Raw genomic sequence first — 20,142 nt, 5'->3', positions numbered from 1 at the left:
GCACCGGGCGCCGACGTGCCGCATCCCTGGCACGCTCGTTGTGCTTCATGGGGGTCATGAAGCACTGGCTCGTGGTCGGCGCAGCGGCTGGAAGGAGCGAAACCGATGGGCGAGGGGCACGCATGACGGACACCGGTCAGATCCCCGGCGAGGGGCTGCCGGAGAACGCGCTCGGAGACGCGGCCCGCCGGCCGCACCCCGACGTTCCCGGCCACGGCCTGCCGCAGCAGCCCGAGTGGGGAGGAGCGGACCCGCAGGTTCTCCTCGCCCCGCAGGCGGCCGAGCAGGGCGCGAACGGGTACGCCTATCTCGACCAGCCCGCCGCACCCGGCGCCGGCCTTGAGGACGAGGACGACGTCCTGCTGATGCCGGGACCGCAGGGCAGTTGGAGCGACCCGCAGCCGGTGCCGCCCCAGCGGTATGACGTACCGTCGGTTCCCGGCACGCCCGCCGGGCAGCCGCTCGGCGCGGAAGGGCACGCCGCCGTCGAGTCCGCCGGTGGTGAACCGGCCGGCGCCGGCCTCGGGTCCTTCGGCCCGGGCATCGCGGGGCCGGGTACGGGGGAGCAGGCCGCCCCGGGCCCGATGGCCGCGCCGCGCCGCCCGCTGCATCTGGGTCCGCCCATCGTGGACACCCCCAGCGGCGGGGTGTCGGTGCGTTCCCTCGCCGACCGCGGTCCGGCCGTCCATGCGCCGGGACCGCCCACCGTCGGCCCCGAATACCTCGATGTGCCGTCCGACGGCACCCCGGTGATTCCCGCCCAGCAGACCGGCGAGCCCGCCAACCCGGCCGCTCCGCTGCCCGGCAGCGCGTGGCCGACGGCTCCGGTCGCCTCGCAGCAGTCGCTCATCCCGCACGCCGACAGCATCATCCCGGCCCAGCACACTCCCGCGGCCCAGGCCGCCGCACCGGTCCCGGCCGCCGATCCGCTCCCGGCCGTGGCGGACGGGCCCCAGTTCGCCGCGCCCGCGCCGCAAGTGCCCGACGGCGGCGGGGCGATGCTGCCCGAGCAAGCGGTGGAAGCCCCGGCCGCGCATCCGGCGCCCGAGCCGGTGGCACCGCCCGAGCCGGCGCCCGAGGCGGTGGCCCCCCCGCAGCCGGTGGGCGATCCGTCGGGAGCGGTGGCCGTGTCGGCGACCGAGCCGACGGTGAGCGGTACGGCGGAGGTCACGTCGCCACCGGCCGAGCCGGTCGGGGCGCAGGCCGCGCCCCAGGCCGCCGCCGCCCCGGCCGCGGCGGAGCACGCCGCCGGCGCCACGGAGGCCGTCCCCGGCCAGGAGCCGGACGCACGGGACGGTTTCGCGCCCGTCGCCGACCAGCCCCCGGCCGACCCCGGCGCCGTGGATCTTCCGGCGCCGCAGCCGGCGGAACAGGCCGCGCCCCTGCCCGCCGTCGCGGCGGCCCCCACGGCCGAGCCGTCGTCGGGCGCCGCGGCCGAAGGCGCGCCGGTGCCGGGCTTCGCGATGCCGCTTCCCCCGGTGGTGCCCCCCGTCGAGATCCCCGTCGCGCCGCCCGCCGCGGTGCCCGCGCCCCAGCCGGCCGCCCCGGCCGAGGCAGCCACGCCCGTCGAGGCAACCGCGCCCGTCGAGCCGGGAGCCGAGGACGCCGGTGCCGCACCGGTCGCGGCCGGCGCCCCCACCACCCTCACCGTTGTCCCCGACCCCGTCGGACCGGACATCGCCGACGCGCGGGCCGTGCCCGACGACGCCCCGACCGGCGACGGTGACGGCGCCGGCCCGGACGTCCAGGGCGGACCCGTACCGGTCGAGCCCGAGGCCGTGACCCTCGACACCCTTGACACCCTCGGCACCCTCGGCACCCTCGACGCCCCCGAGCAGCAGCTCACGGAGGCCGGGACCGCGGGCGAGGCGGAGGCAGGCAAGGGCCGTCGCCGCCGGGCCGCGCCGGCCGAGGACGCCGACGCGGCGCCTGACGGACTCGCTGCTGACGCCCCGCCGCGCGGCGACGGTCTCGCCCTCGTCCCACCGCCGGACCCCGGCACCGCGGCCGAGCCGTACGAGCCCGCCGTCCGCGACGCCGTGCACCGGGTCATCCGCGAACGCCGCGACATCCGCAACGGCTTCCGCTCCGACCCCATCCCGCACGACGTCCTGCTCCGCGTGCTGGAGGCCGCGCACACCGCGCCCAGCGTCGGCCACTCCCAGCCGTGGGACTTCGTGGTGATCCGGTCCGAGAAGACCCGCGAGAAGATGCACGGCCTCGCCATGCTCCAGCGCGAGGCGTACGCCAAGTCGCTGCCGAAGGGCCGCGCCCGGCAGTTCCGCGAGCTGAAGATCGAGGCGATCCTCGACACCCCGGTGAACATCGTGGTCACCGCCGACCCCACCCGCGGCGGCCGGCACACCCTCGGCCGGCACACCCAGCCGCAGATGGCCCCTTACTCCTCGGCGCTCGCCGTCGAGAACCTCTGGCTGGCGGCCCGGGCGGAAGGGCTCGGCGTCGGCTGGGTCAGCTTCTTCGACGAGCGCCAGATGGTCGCGGAACTCGGCCTGCCCGAACACCTGGAGGTCGTCGCCTACCTCTGCGTCGGCTATGTCGACGAGTTCCCCGACGAGCCCGAGCTGATGCAGGCGGGCTGGTCCAAGCGGCGCCCGCTGTCGTGGGTCGTGCACGAGGAGGAGTACGGCAACCGGGCGCTGCCCGGCGAGGAGCCGCACGACCTGCTCGAAGAGACGCTGCGCGGCATCAGGCCGCTCGACGCCAAGGCGCTCGGCGAGGCGTGGGAGCGGCAGAAGCGGATGACGAAGCCGGCCGGCGCGCTCGGCATGCTGGAGATCATCTCCGCGCAGCTCAGCGGGCTGTCCCGGCAGTGCCCGCCGCCGATCCCGGAGCCCGCGGCGGTGGCGATCTTCGCCGGTGACCACGGGGTGCACGCCCAGGGTGTGACGTCGTGGCCGCAGGAGGTCACCGCGCAGATGGTCGCCAACTTCCTGGGCGGCGGCGCGGTCTGCAACGCGTTCGCCAACCAGGTCGGCGCGGAGGTGTGCGTCATCGATGTCGGCGTCGCCTCGGAGCTGCCCACCACGCCGGGGCTGTTGCCGCGCAAGGTCCGGCCGGGCACCGCGGACTTCACCGTCGGCCCGGCGATGAGCCGCGAGGAGGCGCTGCGGGCGATCGAGATCGGCATCGAGACGGCCCGCGATCTGGTGGCGGCGGGCAACAAGGCGCTGCTCACCGGGGAGATGGGGATCGCCAACACCACGGTTTCCGCGGTGCTGATCGCCGTCTTCACCGGGGCGGACCCGGCGGAGGTGACGGGGCGCGGGACCGGGATCAACGATGAGATGCACGCGCGCAAGGTCGAGGTCGTGCGGCGGGCGCTGGAGCTTCACCGGCCCGACCCGGCGGATCCGATCGCCGTCCTCGCGGCGGTCGGTGGCCTTGAACACGCGGCGATCGTCGGGCTGTTGCTCGGGGCGGCGGCGCTGCGGACGCCGGTGATCCTGGACGGTGTGAGCGCCGGGGCGGCGGCGCTTGTCGCCCGGGCGATCGCGCCGGAGGTCCTGGCCGCCTGCATCGCGGGACACCGCAGCGCCGAGCCCGGTCATGTCGCCGCCCTCACCACCCTCGGCCTGCGCCCCCTCGTCGACCTGGACCTCCGCCTCGGTGAGGGTACGGGGGCGTTGCTGGCGCTGCCCCTCGTCCAGAGCGCGGCCCGCGTCATGCACGAGGTCGCCACCTTCGACGCGGCGGGGGTCACCGAAAAAGGGTAGGACTCCCTCCGGGTGACCAGATCTCCCGGCTCACCCCGTCTGCCCCCCGCGGGCGCGTTTGGGTGGGCGGTGCGTTCGTCGCCTGCGGGTGCGTCGTGGTTGCGCGCGCGGACCCTCGCGCCCCTGGGTACGTGGTGGTTGCTCCGGGCAGGGGGGCTGGGCCCTGTAGGGGCGTGGGGAACTGCGCGATCGGCGCCCACGGGGCCGCGGTCCGGGTGCGACGGGGGCGCCCCGCTGGTTTCGGCCGTTAACGGCCTGTGGGTGCGTCGTGGTTGCGCGTGCAGTTCCTCGCGCCCCTGGGTACGTGGTGGTTGCCCCGGGCAGGGGGGCTGGGCCCTGTAGGGGCGCGGGGAACTGCGCGATCGGCGCCCACCGGGCCGCGGTCCGGGTGTGACGGGGGCGCCCCACCGGTTCCGGCCGGCCCCGCACCCCGCAGGGGGCCGCGCTGGACCCTGGGGGATCGGGCGAGGCGCGGGCCACCGTAACCTGGGGATCCGCCTGGTGGGGGCACCGCCCGGAGAAGAGGAGCCGTACATGCAAGAGCAGCGCGCCGCGTACCCCGTGGGGCTGAGGCTGGCCGGGCGGCGGGTCGTGGTGGTCGGCGGCGGACAGGTCGCCCAGCGGCGGCTGCCCGCCCTGGTCTCCGCCGGCGCGGACATCCTGCTCGTGTCGCCCGCCGTGACCCCCTCCGTGGAGGCCATGGCGGCAGCCGGCGAACTCCGGTGGGAGCAGCGCGGCTACGCCGACGGCGACCTCGCCGACGCCTGGTACGCCCTGATCGCCACCACCGACGCCGCCGTGAACGCCGCCGCCTCCGCCGAGGCCGAGGCCCGCCGGATCTGGTGCGTACGGAGCGACGACGCCGAGGCCGCCACCGCCTGGACCCCGGCCACCGGCCGCACCGACGGGGTGACCGTGGCCGTCCTCACCGGCCGCGACCCGCGCCGCTCCGCCGCCGTACGGGACGCCGTGATCGCCGGGCTGCGCGAGGGCACCCTCGTCGCGCCCCAGCACCGCACCCGTACCGCCGGCGTCGCTCTGGTCGGCGGCGGCCCCGGCGACCCCGACCTGATCACCGTCCGCGGCCGCCGGCTGCTCGCCGAGGCCGACGTGGTGATCGCCGACCGCCTCGGCCCGCGCGACCTGCTGGACGAACTGGCGCCGCACGTCGAGGTGATCGACGCGGCGAAGATCCCGTACGGCCGGGCGATGACCCAGGAGGCCATCAACGCCGCGCTGATCGACCACGCCAAGGCCGGCAAGGCCGTCGTCCGGCTCAAGGGCGGCGACCCCTATGTCTTCGGGCGCGGGATGGAGGAGGCCGAGGCACTCGCCGCCGCCGGTGTCCCGGTCACCGTCGTCCCCGGTATCTCCAGCTCCATCAGCGTGCCGGGCGCCGCCGGGATCCCCGTCACCCACCGCGGCGTCGCCCATGAGTTCACCGTGGTCAGCGGTCATGTCGCCCCCGGCGACCCGCGTTCCCTGGTCGACTGGCCGGCCCTCGCCCGGCTGCGCGGCACCCTCGTCCTGCTGATGGCGGTGGAGCGGATCGGCGCGATCGCCGAGGCGCTGATCGCCGGCGGCCGGGCCCCGGACACCCTGGTCGCGGTGGTCCAGGAGGGCACCACCGCCGCGCAGCGCCGGGTGGACGCGACCCTCGCCACCGTCGCCGCGAAGGTCGCCGAGGAGGCGGTCCGGCCGCCGGCCGTCATCGTCATCGGTGCTGTGGTGGGCGTCGGCCGGGGGACGGCCGCCCATGGCTGAGCCGGTCGTGCTGGACGACGCAGCCGATCCGCGGCTGGCCGACTACACGTCGCTCACCGACGTCGAACTGCGCCGCCACCGCGAACCCGCCGAGGGCCTCTTCGTCGCCGAGGGCGAGAAGGTCATCCGCCGGGCCGTCGCGGCGGGTTACGCGATGCGTTCGATGCTGCTCTCCGCGAAGTGGCTCGATGTGATGGGTGATGTCATCGAGGCGGCGACCGCCCCCGTCTACGTGGTCGACCCGGCGCTCGCCGAGGAGGTCACCGGCTATCACGTCCACCGCGGCGCGCTCGCCGCGATGGCCCGCCGGCCGTTGCCCGCCGCCGCCGAACTCCTCGCCGGCGCCCGCCGGATCGCCGTCTTCGAGGACACCGTCGACCACGCCAACCTCGGCGCCGCCTTCCGCAACGCCGCCGCGCTGGGCGTCGACGCGGTCCTCCTCACCCCGCGCTGCGCCGATCCGCTCTACCGCCGGGCGGTGAAGGTGTCGATGGGCACGGTCTTCCAAGTGCCGTGGACCCGGATCGAGTCCTGGCCGGCCGACCTCGAACTGCTGCGGCGGCACGGCTTTGTGACGGCCGCGCTGTGCCTCGCCGAGGACTCCGTCACCCTCGACGAGCTCGCGGCGCGCCGCCATGACAAGCTCGCCCTGCTGCTCGGCACCGAGGGCGACGGCCTGTCGAAGGCCGCACTCCGCGAGGCCGAGGTCCGGGTGTGCATCCCGATGGCCGGGGGAGTGGACTCCCTCAATGTCGCCGCCGCCTCGGCCGTGGCCTTCTACGCGACCCGGCCGTGATCCCGCGGTCCTGAACCCGTCAACCGCCCCGCGTGCCAGGTGAGTACGCCGGCCGGACGGCCACCAGGTCCTGGAGTTTCCCGCCGGCGGTGAGCCAGCCGAGCAGGCAGGACGGCCACAACCAGTGGCCGTGCGGGGTGTCGACGGGCAGCAGGGTGACCTCCTGCCGCGCGGTGTCGAGCGCGGCCCAGCCGTTTTTGGTCAGCGGCACCGCGGCCATCCGGCAGGTGTCGCGCCCGGCGGCGATGCCGGTCAGCCAGCGGATCGCGTCGCCGGGGCTCCGCGGCCGGCTGCCGTAGAGCACGTCGGCGCAGTCCAGCCAGGCCCGGTCGAGCCGGGCACCGGAGTCATGGGCGTCGGCGTCGACGACGAAGTGCTCGTCGAGGACCTGCCGGCCGCCGGGCTCGGCGGCGCCGGGGGTGGCCCGCAGCACCACCTGCCCGGCGGTGGTGCCGACGGCGAGGGAGAGCGCGGGCACGCGTCCGTCGAGGCCGCACCCGCCGCCCGGCGGGTGTTTTCTGGCCCGGGTCACTTCATAGCGTTCGACGCTGACAAAGCCGCGGGCGTCGGCTAAGGCGCCCGGTGGGGTGCCGGAATCCATGGCGGCGGCCTCCTGCTTCCGGCGGACCGACGGCGCAGCGGTGCGTTGTCGGGCGGCCACCGCCGTACGGTGCTCCGGAACGACCGGAAGGGCTGCCGCCCGCGCTGCGACCGCCGTCCTCGGGCGGTTTCTCACCGTTTCAGCTCATCAAGCCTCCGTTTCAGGCACGTTACGGCGGGCGAACAAGACGTGACGGATGTCACCTCGTGGCCAACGGCCGTTCCCCTGGCCGCCGAGGGGAGGCGAGGACCGTAGGCCCGGCGGCCATCAGCGGCCTCCAGCGGCGATCAGCGGCCGCCGGAGTCGAGCGGGGTGACCCCGAAGTCCGCGTGCAGCCGCCGGGTGTGGTCCAGTCGCCGTGCCGGCCCGGTGAGGGTGAGGATCACGGTCAGCCGGGCATCGGTGGAGGAGGGGCCGAGCCGCAGCTCCAACGCCCCCGGCTCCACGACGCGGTGGCCGTCCCGGCCGGTGAACCCGGCGAGTTCGGCCGGTATCCGCAGCGTCACCCTGGCCGCCGCGCCGGCCGCCAGCTCCACCCGCTGATAGCCGATCAGCCGCTGCACGGGCTGGACCACCGAGGCGACCGGGTCGTGCAGATACACCTGCGCCACCTCGGTGCCCCCGCGCCGGCCCGTGTTGCGCACCGTGAACGACAGACGAACGTCGCCGCCGGTATGGGTGTGCAGTTCGTCCACGTCGAGATCGCTCCAGCGGAACGTGGTGTACGTCAGCCCGTGCCCGAAGCCGAAGGCCGGCGTCGGATCGATGCTGGACACCTCGCTCACCTGCCCGAGCCGCGCGGCGAGATACGTGGACGGCTGGCCGCCCGGACCGCGCGGGACCGAGACGGGTAGCCGGCCCGACGGATCGACCCGGCCGCTGAGCACCCCGGCGATGGCCCGGGTGCCCTCTTCGCCGGGAAAGAAGGACTGCACGATGGCCGCGGCCTCCCGCACCCCCCGGCCCAGCGCGTAGGGGCGCCCGGCGAGCAGTGTCACCACCACCGGCACACCGGCGTCCAACAGCGCGTCCAGCAGGTCCTGTTGCACACCCGGCAGGGCCAGCGACTCCGCGTCGCAGCCCTCCCCGCTGGTGCCGCGCCCGAAGAGCCCGGCCCGGTCGCCGAGCGCGAGCACCACCACGTCGGCGGTACGGGCCAGCGCGGTCGCCTCGGCGATGCCGCCGGTGGCGGACCCGTCGATGTCCGTGCCGGCCGCGGTGACGATCTCACTGCCGGCGAACTCCGCCGCCAAAGCCTCGCGCAGCGTGGGCAGTTCGATGCCGACCGGCACCTCGGGATGGCGCACCCCGACATGGACGGGGAAGGCGTAGCAGCCGAGGACGGCGGCCGGCGCCTCGGCGTTGGGGCCGATGAGGGCGATACGGGCGGGCGCGGCCAGCGGCAGCGTCCCGTCGTTGCTCAGCAGCACGATGCTCTGCTCGGCGATCCGCCCGGCCACCTCGCGGTTGGCGGCGCCGTCGAGATCGACCGAGCCGCGCAGGGCCCGCGGGTCGGTCAGGTCGGCGCCGGCCAGCGCCTCGGGCACGGCGTCCCAGTCGTCGTCGAGCAGGCCGAGTTGGGCCTTCTGGACGAGCACCCGGCGCACCGCCCGGTCGATGAGCGCCTCGGGGACCTCGCCGTCCGCGACAGCGGTGAGCAGCGGCTCCCCGAAGGCCTTCACGGTGGGCAGTTCGACGTCGACACCGGCGGCGAGGGCCGCGCCGGCCGCCTCGCCGAGCGTCCCCGCCACGCCGTGCAGGGTCTTGAGGAAGGTGATGCCGAAGTAGTCGGCGACGACCGTCCCGGTGAAGCCCCAGGTGTCCCGGAGCAGCCCGGTGAGCAGCCGCTCGTCGGCCGCGGCCGGCACCCCGTCGGTGTCGGTGTAGGCGTGCATGACCGAGCGGACACCGCTCTCCCGGATCGCCATCTCGAAGGGCGGCAGGATCACGTCGGCGCGTTCCCTGGTCCCCATGCCGACGGGGGCGAGGTTGCGGCCGGCCCGGGAGGCGGAGTAGCCGGCGAAGTGCTTGAGGGTGGCGACGACCCCGGCGGACTCCAGCCCCTGGACGTAGGCCGTGCCGACGGTCCCCACCAGGTAGGGGTCCTCCCCGATGGTCTCCTCCACCCGGCCCCACCGCGCGTCGCGCACGACGTCCAGCACCGGGGCGAGCCCCTGGTGCACCCCGACCGAGCGCAGATCCCGGCCGATGCGCTCGGCCATCTCACGGATCAGCCCGGGGTTGAAGGTCGCGCCCCACGACAGCGGCACCGGATAGGCGGTGGCGCCCCAGGTGGCGAAGCCGGCCAGGCACTCCTCGTGGGCGAGCGCCGGGATGCCGAAGCGGTTGGCGGCGGCGATCCGGCGCTGGGTGCGCAGCAGCGAGAGCGCGCCGAGCGCCGGATCGACCGGGGCGGTGCCGAAGGGCCGGGTGAGCTGGCCGAGCCCGTGCGGCAGCAGGGGTTCGAGCTCGGTCCGCTCCTCCATCTCGTGCTGGTAAGGGGCGACTTCGCCGCCCTCGGCGGAAGCGCCCACCCACACGCCGAAGAGCTGCGCGACCTTCTCCCGCAGGGTCATCTCGGCGATCAGCGCGTCGGCCCTGGCGGCCGGCGCCAGGGTACGGTCCCGCCAGGCGGGGGCGGCGGGGTCTTTCTCTTCGGCCACGGTGTCGGTCACTTTCCTCCGACGCCCATGAGCCCCTGGACCAGGGCGCGGCGGGCGAACAGGTAGACGATGAGAATGGGCAGCATCGACAGGACGACCGCGGCCAGCAGACCGGGGATGTCGACGCCGTGCTCGGTCTGGAAGTTGTAGAGGCCCAGGGTGATCACCTTCGCCGAGTCGGACTGGGTGAGCACCAGGGGGAAGAGGAAGCCGTTCCACGCCTGGAGGGCGGAGAAGACGACGATGGTGGACAGGCCGCCCTTGGACAGCGGCAGGACGAGCTGGACGAAGACCCGCCACGGCGGGGCCCCGTCCATCGCCATCGCCTCGTAGAGGTCGGGGGTGATGTCGCGCATCACCCCGGTGAGGATCAGGGCGCACACCGGCAGCGAGAAGGCCGCGGTGGGCAGGATCACCCCGATCAGGTTGTCGTAGAGGCCGGCCTTGCTGATGACGTAGAACATCGGCACGATCACCGCCTGCGCGGGGATGGCGAGACCGAGCAGGAAGAGCCGGAAGACCCCGGTGGTGATGCGGCCGCGGCTGCGCACGATGGCGTACGACAGCGGTGGCACCAGCAGCAGCACGATGCCGACCACCGCGAGGGTGACCACGACCGTGTGGAGGAAGTACCGGCCGAAGCCGTTGGAGAAGTCCGCGGTGTAGTTGTGCAGGGTGAAGTGGCGGGGGAAGGCCAGCGGACCGCCCGCCGCGTAGTCGCTCCGGCTCTGCAGGGTGGCGGCGAGCATCACGTACAGCGGCAGGCCGACCAGGAAGAGCCAGACCAGCGAGCCGAGTCCGGCCAGGTAGTTGGGGCGGTGTCGTCTCGACGCGCCGCGGCGGGGGCTCACAGTCCCTCCGCCGAGCCGCGCATGTCGTCGTAGCCGGAGATCCGGACGACGATCAGGGAGATGATCGTGGCGACCACCACCAGCACCAGGGCGATGGCCGCGCCGCCGCCGAAGTCGAAGCCCTTGAAGGCCTTTTGGTACATGTAGTAGGCGCTGATGGTGGTGTCGGTGCCCGGGCCGCCCTGGGTGAGGATCAGCACCGTGTCGAAGGTGGTCAGGCCGCCGACGACCATCAGGATCATCGAGGTGATCATGGTGTTGCGCAGTTGCGGCAGGGTGATGTGGAAGAACTGCCGTACGGTGCCCGCGCCGTCGATCTGCGCGGCCTGGTAGAGGACCTGGGGGATCGCGCGCGCCGCCCCCTGGTAGATCAGGGTGTGGAACGGGGTGTACTGCCAGGCGCCCACGAACACCAGGACGCCGATGGCCCCGGTCTGGGTGCCGAGCAGATTGCCGTCGCCGAAGAGCCATCTGGCCTGGGCGGGCACCCCGAAGTTGGGGTCGAGCAGCGCCCGCCACAGGACGGACACGGCGGTCGCCGACAGCAGCAGCGGGACGAAGTAGACCGCCGACAAGACCGCGCGGTTGCGCTGCCGGCCGGCCGCCCACACCCCGAGCAGCAGGCTCAGCGGGGTCTGCACCGCGACGCCGAGCACGGTGACGACCAGGCTCAACCACAGGCTCTGGACCATCACGTGGTCGTGGAAGAGGGCGGTCCAGTTGTCGAAGCCGGCGAACGCGGGCGAGCCCAGGCCGTCCCAACTGGTGAAGGAGAGCACGGCGACCAGGATCAGCGGCACGACGGCGAACAGGACGAAGAAGGCGGTGGCGGGGACCGCCCAGGCAAAGCCCGGGCGGGTCACCGCGACAGCGGAGGTACGGTGGCTGGGATTCATCGCGCGCCCGTCTCAGGCGGACGGCAGGGACTGCATGGCCTTGATGAATCCGTCGGCGTCCAGCTTCCCGTCGAAGAACTCCTGCACGGCCTGGTGGATGGGGGTCATGGCAGCCGGCGGGTACGCCTGGTCCCAGGAGAGCTGGAAGGACGGGGCCTGCTTCACCAGGTCGAACTGGTACTGGGAGTAGGCCGGGTTGGCCGCGCTGCCGAGGAACTTCACGGTGTTGGTGGTGGTCGGCAGGTTGCCGATGGCCAGTTGGGCCTTCACGAACTCGTCGGAGTACTGGAGCTTGAGGAACTGGGCTATCGCGTCGGGGTACTTGGTCTTCTTCAGCACCGAGTAGAAGTTGTTGGTGTTGCCGACGATGTCGGCCGGGTCGCCCTTGCCGCCGTCGATCGTCGGGAAGGAGCCGTAGCCCAGGTCCTTGGCGGCGAAGTCCGGGCTGGCGTCCTGCTGGGTGGAGTACTCCCACGAGCCCATCAGTTCGAAGCCGGCCTTCCCGGCCGCGAGCAGCGCCGGTGAGCCGCCGTCGGTGAACTTCACCGAGTCGAAGGTGCCGCCGAAGGCGCCCGCGTCGATGAGCTGCTTCAGCATCGACAGCGCCTTCTTGCTGTCGTCACTGGCCCAGGCGCTCTTGTCGCCGGACATCGCCTTCTCGAAGAGGCCGGGACCGGCCACCCGGTCGTAGACGTACTCGAACCACATCAGGGTCGGCCACTGGTCGCCGCCACCGAGGGCGATCGGCGTCTTGTTCTTCGCCTTCAGTGCCGAGACCGCCGCCAGCAGGTCGTCCCAGGTCTTGGGCTCGGCGACGCCGGCCTGCGCGAGCACCTTCTTGTTGCTGAAGAGCAGGACGGGCTGGGTGCCGCGCATCGGGACGCCGTAGGACTTGCCGTCGACCACCGCGGTGTTGAACACCGAGGGCAGGAAGGCCGATTTCAGCGCCGGGTCCTTGGCGATGAGGCTGTCAAGCGGCATCAGCAGTCCGGCCTTGACGAAGGGCTGGATGCTGCCGCCGCCCCAGTTGAAGAAGACGTCGGGGGCCTGCTTGGTGTTGATCACCGTCTGCAGCTTCTGCTGGTAGTCGGCGCCGGGGATGGTGTCGAGCACCGCCTTGACCTTCGAGGTCTTGTTGAAGGTGTCGACGATCTGCTTCTCCACCTTGTTGGTGGCGTCTCCGTACACGAGCACGTGGAAGGAACCGGAACCGCTGCCACCGCCCGAGCCGCCGCCGCAGGCGGCCAGGGAGAGTCCGAGTACGAGGGTTGCGCCGCCGGCGACGGCGCGGAGGTGCCATGCGCGTTTCTTCATCGTCCCGCCCTTTCGAAAAGTTTCGGCTTCATCGCCGAAATGTGCTGCGCGCTGTGACGCTAGAGTTCGGCCAGGTGGCGGTCAACCCTCGGGTCCGGTGTTATTCAACCGTTACTGAATGCGCACGGTGTGGCCGGTCCGGGCGATGTCGTACCCTTCGCTCCATGGAAGATGAGGAGATGCCGGGCCGAGTGACCCTGGCCCAGGTCGCCGAAAATGCCGGGGTGTCTATCTCGACAGTTTCGAAGGTGCTCAACGGTCGCCAGGACGTGGCGGCCCCGACCCGGGTCAAGGTCGAGCGGCTGCTGGAGGCCCACGGCTACCGGCGCACCGCGCGGGCGGCGTCCCAGGCCCCGCTCATCGAGATCGTCTTCCACGAACTCGACGTCATCTGGGCGATGGAGCTGATCCTCGGCGTCGAGAGGGTCGCCAAGGACATCGGCGCGAGCGTGGTGCTGACCCAGAGCGGCACCCGCCACTCGCCGGGATCCGAGTGGATCGAAGGCGTGCTGCGCCGCCGGCCGCTGGGCGTGATCCTGGTGTTCTCCTCGCTCCCGGAGGAGTACAAACAGCAACTGCGCTCGCGCTCGGTCCCGTTCGTCATCATCGATCCGGCCGGCGACCCGGAGCCCGACGTCCCCTCGGTCGGCTCCGCCAACTGGTCCGGCGGCCTCGCCGCGACCCGCCACCTGATCGAGCTCGGGCACCGGCGGATCGGCATCATCACCGGGCCGGAGGACATGATGTGCTCGCTGGCCCGGCTGGACGGCTTCCGCTCCGCCATGGGCACCGCCGGCCTCGCCACCGACCCCGGACTCATCGCCCACGGAGACTTCCACGTCGAGGGCGGCTACGAGCGCGCGCTGGAGATGCTGCGCCGCCAGGACCGGCCGAGCGCGATCTTCGCCGGCAGCGACCTCCAGGCCATCGGCGTCCTGGAGGCGGCCGAGACCTGCGGCCTGCGCACCCCGGACGACCTGTCCGTGGTCGGGTACGACGACGTGGCGGTGGCGAAGTGGTCCCGGCCCGCGCTCACCACGGTGCGCCAGCCGCTGCGCAAGATGGCCGAGACCGCGGCCGAGATGCTGCTGCGGCTACGGGACGGGGCGGTGACGACCACCCGGATCGAACTGGCCACCAGCCTGGTGGTCAGGAAGAGTACGGCGCCGCCGGCCGGCTGATACGGGCACCCCGCTCGGCCGGGCGCCACCGTACTCCCCCGACCCCCGCTCACCCCTGGGAGGACGGCCCCTCGGCGATGGAAAGCCCCTGTGCGGGCGCCAGCCCCACCAGGGCGCCGAGCGCCGCCCGGTGCCGCCCCGCGGTGCCCAGCGCGATCGCGTCGGCCTTCGCCCGCTTCAGATACAGATGCAGCGGATGCTCCCACGTCATGCCGATCCCGCCGTGCAACTGGACCGCCTCCTCGGCCGCGTGGACCGCGACCCCGCTGACGTACGCCTGCGCCACCCGCACCGCGACGCCCGTGTCCAGTGCACCGGACGCCACCGCGTCCGCCGCGCTCCGCGCCGCCGCCCTGGCGTTGACCACCTCCAGCCACAGATCCGCCAGCCGGTGCTTGACCGCCTGGAAGGAGCCGACGACCCGGCCGAACTGCCGCCGCTCACCGAGGTAGCGGACCGTCTCGTCCAGGCACCACTGGGCCACGCCGAGCTGCTCCGAGGCCAGCAGGCCGGCCCCGGTGAGCAGCGCCGACTCCAGCGCCGCCGCCGGGTCCGCCGCGGGCAGCTTCCGGCCGGCGGCCGAATCGAACCGCAGATCGGCCAGCGGCCGGGTCAGATCGAGAGCGGTGAAGCCCGCGACCGTCACCTCCGCGGCGGCCACCTCGTACAGCCCGGGACCTTCCGGGCCGACCGCTGGGACCACCAGCACATCCGCCGCGCGGGCGTCCGCGACACTGGTGACCGCGCCGGTCAGCCGGCCCTCGGCGTCGGCCCGTACGCCCGCCGGGAAGGGGCCGCCCGGGGCGGTGGACAGCGGTACGGCGAGCGTCGCGGTGGCCGCCCCCGCGGCCAGCCGGCCGAGCAGCGCGCCGACCGACCCGTCGGCGAGGTCGCAGCCGAGCAGCGCGGACGTCGCCAGCACCGCGCTGCCGAGGAAGGGCGTCGGCGCCACCGCCCGGCCCAGCTCCTCCAGCACGACCGCCGCCTCCCGCGCGGACGCCCCCTGCCCGCCCAGCTTCTCCGGTATCAGCAGCCCGGCGAGCCCCAACTCGGCGGCCAGCAGCCGCCACAGCCCCGGGTCGTACGGCTCCTCGCCCTCCACCCGGCCGAGCACCGCGGCCGGCGGGCAGCGGTCGGCCAGCGCGTCGCGGACCGCGGCCCGCAGATCGTCCTCGACATCGGTGTAGAGCAGGTTCAGCGGCGCGGTCGCGGTCATCGGGGCAGGTCCTTCCAGGCGACGTCCTTGTCCGTACGGGGCTCCGCGGGCAGTCCGAGCACCCGCTCCGCGATGATGTTGCGCAGGACCTCCGAGGTACCGCCCTCGATCGAGTTCCCCTTGGCCCGCAGATAGCGGTAGCCCGCGTCCCGGCCGTAGAAGTCCACGCTCCGCGGGCGGACCATCGTCCAGTCGCCGTAGCGCAGCCCCTCCTCGCCGAGCAGCTCCACCTCCAGGCCGCTGATCCGCTGGTTGAGCCCGGCGAAGGCCAGCTTCAGCCCTGACCCCTCGGGTCCCGGGGCGCCGGCCGCGAGCTGCTGCCTGACGCGTTCGCCGCTGAGCCTGGCCACCTCCGCCTCCACCCACAGCGTCAGCAGCCGGTCGTGCAGCTCGGGCGTGCGCAGCTCGGGACGCTCCCGCCAGACGGCGGCGGGCCCGGCGATCATGCCGCCCTCGCGGGGGAGCGCCATGCCGCCGATCGCCACCCGCTCGTTCATCAAGGTGGCCTGCGCGACCCGCCAGCCGTCGCCGACCGCGCCGAGCCGGTGCGCGTCGGGGATCCGGACCCCGGTCAGGAAGACCTCGTTGAACTCGGCCTCACCGGTGATCTGCCGCAGCGGCCTGACCTCGACCCCCGGATCGGTCATGTCGCAGACGAAGTAGGTGATGCCCTGGTGCTTGGGCACGGCGGGGTCGGTGCGGGCGATCAGAATGGCCCAGCGGGCGTTGTGGGCGCCCGAGGTCCACACCTTCTGGCCGTCCACGAGCCAGTCGGAGTCGTGCGTGGCGTCGCCGTCGTGCGCGCCGTCGGCGCCGTGACGCGCGGTCTCGGGGGTGTCGCGCCCGCTCCGGCCCTCGGTGCCCGCCGGGTCGCCCTCGGCGCCGCTCGCGCGCACCGCACGGGTCCGCAGACCGGCCAGGTCGGAGCCGGCCCCCGGCTCGCTGAAGAGCTGGCACCACACCTCCTCGCCGGTCCACAGCGGCCGCAGAAACCGCTGCTTCTGCTCCTCGGTGCCGTACCGGAGGATCGTCGGGGCGGCCATCCCCAGGCCGATGCCGATCCGCCGCGGATCGTTGTCCGGTGCTCCCGCCGCCGCCAACTCCGCGTCCACCACGCCCTGCGACGCCCGGGGCGCCCCCAACCCGCCGAGTCCTACCGGGAAGTGCACCCACGCCAGCCCCGCGTCGAAGCGCGCCCGCAGGAACTCCAGCGGCTCCACCGCCGCCGGATCGACCTCCGCCAGCAGAGTCCGCACCAGCCGCCGTACGTCGTCCTCGTCCGCAGCCATACCGCCACCACCGTCTCCATGCTCGGTTATTCACTAAGCAAGCGCTTGGAAACGTAACCGACATCGCTCCGCAAAGCGAGAGGCGCACACCGCGGTGCGGCTGGGGTGCGAGCGGAGCCGGGCGAGAGCCGGCTGACCGGCGGCCGACGGGGGAGCGGGCGGCGACCCGACAGCCCGCACGCGGCGTCGACCACGGGCGGGCTCTCGGCAACAGGCCGTCGTACGGCCGACCCTAGCTCGGCGGGAGGGCTCGGGCGGTCGTGGCGGCCGGGCCCGGGGCGCCGGGAGTGGCGGCGCCTCGGGTGAGGCGGTCGCAGCCCTGGAGCGCGGCGATGCACACCGCGGCGAGCAGCGTCACGATCACGAAGACCACCAGCCGCTGCCGCATCAGCCGCCGGGAGGCCCCGGCCGCGCCCTGCGGACGGCGGCCCGCCTGCGTCCGCCCGGAAGGGTGGGACGGGTGCGAGGAGTACGGCTGGTGCTGCTGATAAGAGGGGTGCGATGGATGTGAGGGGTGCGAGGGATGCGACGGCTGGGAGGAGTGCGGTGTGTGCTGGGCCTGCGAGGAGGACTGGGAACCCCGCTCCTGCGAGCCCCCCGTCCGCACCCCCGGGCCGCGCCCCGCCCCGGAACCCGGCGACGGCGTCCGGCCCGTGCCGCGCCCGTCCCCCAGCGCGGTCCGCTGCTGTGCGTACTCCTCCGCCCGCCGCCCCACCGGCCGTTCGGGCCGCGGTCCGGCCGTTCTGGGGATGCCCTCCCGGCGCGGCACGCCGATGCCGCGCGCCTCGCGGGTCGCGATCTCGCCGAGCCGTTCGGACAACTGCACCGTGCTCGGCCGGTCCTGCGGATCCTTGGCCAGGCACGCGTAGACCAGCGGGGCCAACGCGTCGGGGACCGCGCCCAGATCGGGCTCCTCGTGCACCACCCGATAGAGCATCACCTCGGAACTGCCCTGTCCGAAGGGCGAGTCCGCGGTCGCCGCGTACGCCAGCGTCGCGCCGAAGGCGAAGACATCGGTGGCCGGCGTCACGGCCGCCCCCCGCACCTGCTCGGGCGCGAGGAAGCCGGGCGAGCCCACCGCCGTACCCACATGGGTGAGCGTGCTCGCCCCGGTCGCCCAGGCGATGCCGAAGTCGATGATCCGCGGCCCCTTGGGCGACAGCAGGATGTTCGACGGCTTGAGGTCCCGGTGCACAACACCCGCGTCGTGCACCGCCACCAGGCCGTCGGCGAGCGCCGCGCCGATCGTGGCGACCTCGGCGGCCGGCAGCACCCCGTGCTCGGCGACCTTGTCGTGCAGCGACGGCCCGGGTACGTACTGGGTGGCGAACCAGGGCCGCTCGGCCTCCAGATCCGCCGCCACCAGCCGGGCCGTGCAGCCGCCCCTGATCCGCCGCGCCGCGGACACCTCACGGGCGAACCGCGAGCGGAACTCCTGGTCCTCGGCGAGCTCGGGTCTGATCACCTTCAGCGCGACCCGCTGGCCGCGTTTGTCGGCGCCGAGATAGACCACGCCCATGCCGCCCGCGCCCAGCCGCCGGTGCAGCCGGAACGCGCCGACGACCCGCGGATCCTCGCGCCGGAGCCGCATCATCGCCATGTCTGTCCGTCCCCTACCTCCGGTGGTGGGGGATGGGCCCCACTCCGCTGACTGGCCGGTCGGCCGTCCACAGCTTACGGACTCACGTCCTCGTACGTGCTGAAGCCCCGCAGGCGACAGACCGTGAATTGTCGGTGCCTGGTGGGACCCTGGGGTGTGGGAGCGCGGTGCACGGCTTCCCGTTTCGCCAACGGATCGTCTACCAAGGGGGATTGACGCCGTGAAAGGTGATCGTGTGGAGATAGTGGTCGACGCGGGGGACAGCACCCGCACCTATGAGGTCATCGCCACCCGGGCCGGCCGCCGGGTCGAGACGGCGGTGCGGCGCGGGGTCGTGGAAGTGAGCGAGGTCACTCGAAACGGTACGGTGGTCCGCACCGCCCGGTTCATGGCCACCCGGGTGCTCGCCCTGGTCGAGCAGCCGATCCCCCGGGACGACGAGCAGATGGCCGACCGGACCGGCTGACGACCCGGCCGCCTCACCCGTCGCGCCCCTCTCAGGGATCCCCCCAGGGGCCTGGGTCCCTTCCTCCACCCAGAGGAGTAGCCGGGCGCCCGCCCGTCATCCTCCGGGAGGCCCGTGAAGGGGTACGACGGCATGACGACCGTGGCGGCGGCCCGGACCTAGTGTTGCCGTCAAGCGGCGGGCGAAGCACTCGTCCCCCGAGGCCAAACGCCCGCCGCTGCCAACTCCACAGCAACGGAACCTGACCATGGCGGCCCCGGCCGTGCGCCCGCGCCAACCGGGGCACGCGCCGGAGGCGGTGGTCACCCAAGCGTCGTCCGTGGCCGGCCTGAAGGGGCGCTGACAAGCACTCCACGGTCCGGAAGAGCGGTCCGGGCCGGGGAATCACCGGTATCAACCCCGTGGGGACGGGGGTGTGGCGGACGACTGCGGTTGCCCGGGTATCGCCAGATACCCGGGCATTACGCTGTCCGGGGCCCGAGCAGGCACCCGTACGACCCGGTGCGGGCGGGGGCGCGCGAGCGGGCCGGCGGCGGGTGCGATCCGGGGGGAGCCGGGAGGACCGCGTGCCCGGGGGTACGCGGGCACGGCACGACGAGTGAGACCGCGCGAGATACGGGGAGCAGCGCATGATTCCGGCTGAGGTGACCGAGGCGGTACGGGCCCGGGAGCCGTCCCCGGCCGCCGGCCCGCTGGTGGCGGCGCTCGCCGCCCACGCCGCCGAGGCGGCCCACCGCGCCGCCCGCGCGTCCGCCACCCCGCCCGCACCCCGCGGGCCGCGCCTGCCGGCACCGGCCCCTGTCGTCCTCGCGGACCGGCCCGACGCGACCGTCGTCCGGGTCGGCGCCGCGGTGGCCAAGGCGCACCCGGCGGACACGGACCCGGTCGCGCTCCGCACCCGGCTCGCGGTGGCCGCGCATCCGCTGCTCCGGGGGATCCTGCTGCCGCCGTACCCGCTCGTCGGCCAGGAGCTTCTCGCCACCGTGCAGCCCAGCGAGGGAGTGGCGGCGGGCGACCGAGCCGAAGGGGCCGAGCGCCCGGCGGTGGCGGGGCGGCGACCACGCGACGGGTCTTCCGGGGCGCGGCCGGTGAGCGTATGGCCCTACGGTCACCCCGTCGATCCCGGCGACCCGGCCGCCGCCCCGTGGGAAGCCGCTGCCGCGCTGCTCGCCCGCCTGCACGCCGTGCCGCCCGGCCGGCTGCCCGGCCGGCTCCCCGTGATGCGCGGGCCGGCCAAGGCGGCGCGAGCGATGGCCCGGCTGGCCGAGATCGCGGACCGGGACGACGCCGCGGTCCGTACCGTACGGCGGGCGTGGCGCGGACTGCCCGCCTGGGCCAGGGACGAGGCGCCGTACGAAGGCCGGAGCGTGCTGTGCCACGGCGACTGGCACCTCGGCCAACTCGTCCGCCATCCCGCGCCGGACGGCGACTGGCTGCTGATCGACGTCGACGACCTCGGCGTCGGCGAGCCCGCGTGGGACCTGGCGCGGCCCGCGATGTGGTTCGCGGCCGGATTGCTGGCGCCCGAGGTCTGGGCCCGCTTCCTCGGCGCCTACCAGGCCGCCGGCGGCCCGGCCGCCGGTGCGGGCGGCGATCCGTGGGCCCGGCTCGACGTGCCGGCGCGGACCTTGGCCGTCCAGGGTGCCGCGATCGCGGTGACCAAGGCGGCGCTGGGCGAGCGGGAGTTGGACGAGGCCGGCGCCGAACTCCTGGCCGCCTGCGCCCGTATCGCTCAATTAAAATGAACGGAACCGCAATGACGAGGAGTTGA

14 protein-coding genes are annotated in these 20,142 nt (G+C 74.0%); 6 read left to right on the top strand and 8 right to left on the bottom strand.

The window, feature by feature from the left end; genetic code table 11:
* Nucleotides 1-122: 122 nt before the first annotated feature.
* The 3 genes from cobT (at nucleotide 123) to OG519_RS05270 (ending at nucleotide 6,294) form a co-directional block, all read left to right on the top strand.
* Complete coding sequence (gene cobT, locus OG519_RS05280) at nucleotides 123-3,734, top strand: nicotinate-nucleotide--dimethylbenzimidazole phosphoribosyltransferase (RefSeq protein ID WP_405579272.1); 3,612 nt, start codon at nucleotides 123-125, stop codon at nucleotides 3,732-3,734.
* A gap of 534 nt (nucleotides 3,735-4,268) precedes the next feature.
* Nucleotides 4,269-5,498 (top strand): uroporphyrinogen-III C-methyltransferase, encoded by a 1,230-nt coding sequence (gene cobA / locus OG519_RS05275; protein WP_405579270.1) that lies wholly within the window; start codon nucleotides 4,269-4,271, stop codon nucleotides 5,496-5,498.
* On the top strand, nucleotides 5,491-6,294 hold the full coding sequence (locus OG519_RS05270) for a TrmH family RNA methyltransferase (protein WP_405579268.1): 804 nt from the start codon (nucleotides 5,491-5,493) through the stop codon (nucleotides 6,292-6,294). Before cobA ends, OG519_RS05270 begins: the two co-directional genes overlap by 8 nt.
* 19 nt (nucleotides 6,295-6,313) lie before the next feature.
* On the opposite strand, the gene OG519_RS05265 is transcribed toward OG519_RS05270, so the two are convergent.
* The 5 genes from OG519_RS05265 to OG519_RS05245 form a co-directional block, all read right to left on the bottom strand.
* On the bottom strand, nucleotides 6,314-6,895 hold the full coding sequence (locus OG519_RS05265) for a hypothetical protein (protein ID WP_405579266.1): 582 nt from the start codon (nucleotides 6,893-6,895) through the stop codon (nucleotides 6,314-6,316).
* Nucleotides 6,896-7,182: 287 nt separating this feature from the next.
* Nucleotides 7,183-9,570: a beta-glucosidase gene (locus tag OG519_RS05260; RefSeq protein ID WP_405579264.1), complete on the bottom strand. Its 2,388-nt coding sequence runs from the start codon at nucleotides 9,568-9,570 to the stop codon at nucleotides 7,183-7,185.
* Nucleotides 9,567-10,409: a carbohydrate ABC transporter permease gene (locus OG519_RS05255; protein ID WP_405579261.1), complete on the bottom strand. Its 843-nt coding sequence runs from the start codon at nucleotides 10,407-10,409 to the stop codon at nucleotides 9,567-9,569. The genes OG519_RS05260 and OG519_RS05255 overlap by 4 nt, the downstream gene beginning before the upstream one ends.
* Nucleotides 10,406-11,305, bottom strand: coding sequence for a carbohydrate ABC transporter permease (locus OG519_RS05250; RefSeq protein WP_405579258.1), 900 nt, complete (start codon nucleotides 11,303-11,305; stop codon nucleotides 10,406-10,408). Before OG519_RS05250 ends, OG519_RS05255 begins: the two co-directional genes overlap by 4 nt.
* A gap of 12 nt (nucleotides 11,306-11,317) precedes the next feature.
* Entirely contained in the window at nucleotides 11,318-12,619 is a 1,302-nt protein-coding gene (locus OG519_RS05245; RefSeq protein ID WP_405579256.1) for an ABC transporter substrate-binding protein, read from the bottom strand.
* Between the two features lie 164 nt (nucleotides 12,620-12,783).
* On the opposite strand from OG519_RS05245, the gene OG519_RS05240 reads away from it, so the two are divergent.
* Nucleotides 12,784-13,800, top strand: a complete 1,017-nt coding sequence (locus OG519_RS05240) for a LacI family DNA-binding transcriptional regulator (RefSeq protein WP_405579254.1) — start codon at nucleotides 12,784-12,786, stop codon at nucleotides 13,798-13,800.
* Between the two features lie 49 nt (nucleotides 13,801-13,849).
* Here OG519_RS05240 and OG519_RS05235 read toward each other — a convergent pair whose 3' ends face one another.
* The 3 genes from OG519_RS05235 to OG519_RS05225 all read right to left on the bottom strand — a co-directional run bounded on the left by OG519_RS05235 (nucleotide 13,850) and on the right by OG519_RS05225 (nucleotide 17,905).
* A complete protein-coding gene (locus tag OG519_RS05235) occupies nucleotides 13,850-15,016 on the bottom strand; it encodes an acyl-CoA dehydrogenase family protein (protein WP_405579252.1) in 1,167 nt (388 codons plus the stop codon).
* The gene (locus OG519_RS05230; protein WP_405579250.1) at nucleotides 15,013-16,305 is read right to left on the bottom strand and encodes an acyl-CoA dehydrogenase family protein; all 1,293 of its coding nucleotides are present in this window, start codon (nucleotides 16,303-16,305) and stop codon (nucleotides 15,013-15,015) included. Before OG519_RS05230 ends, OG519_RS05235 begins: the two co-directional genes overlap by 4 nt.
* Nucleotides 16,306-16,537: 232 nt before the next feature.
* Complete coding sequence (locus OG519_RS05225; protein ID WP_405579247.1) at nucleotides 16,538-17,905, bottom strand: serine/threonine-protein kinase; 1,368 nt, start codon at nucleotides 17,903-17,905, stop codon at nucleotides 16,538-16,540.
* A 220-nt stretch (nucleotides 17,906-18,125) separates the two neighbouring features.
* On the opposite strand from OG519_RS05225, the gene OG519_RS05220 reads away from it, so the two are divergent.
* Both OG519_RS05220 and OG519_RS05215 read left to right on the top strand, forming a co-directional pair.
* A complete protein-coding gene (locus tag OG519_RS05220; RefSeq protein WP_405579245.1) occupies nucleotides 18,126-18,371 on the top strand; it encodes a hypothetical protein in 246 nt (81 codons plus the stop codon).
* A 629-nt stretch (nucleotides 18,372-19,000) separates the two neighbouring features.
* Complete coding sequence (locus tag OG519_RS05215) at nucleotides 19,001-20,116, top strand: phosphotransferase family protein (RefSeq protein WP_405579243.1); 1,116 nt, start codon at nucleotides 19,001-19,003, stop codon at nucleotides 20,114-20,116.
* Nucleotides 20,117-20,142: the final 26 nt, after the last annotated feature.

It is taken from the genome of Streptomyces sp. NBC_01190 (assembly GCF_045039895.1).
Classification (GTDB): domain Bacteria; phylum Actinomycetota; class Actinomycetes; order Streptomycetales; family Streptomycetaceae; genus Actinacidiphila.
The sequence above is the reverse complement of the archived record's forward strand: the minus strand, read 5'-3'. Positions and strand labels throughout refer to the sequence as shown.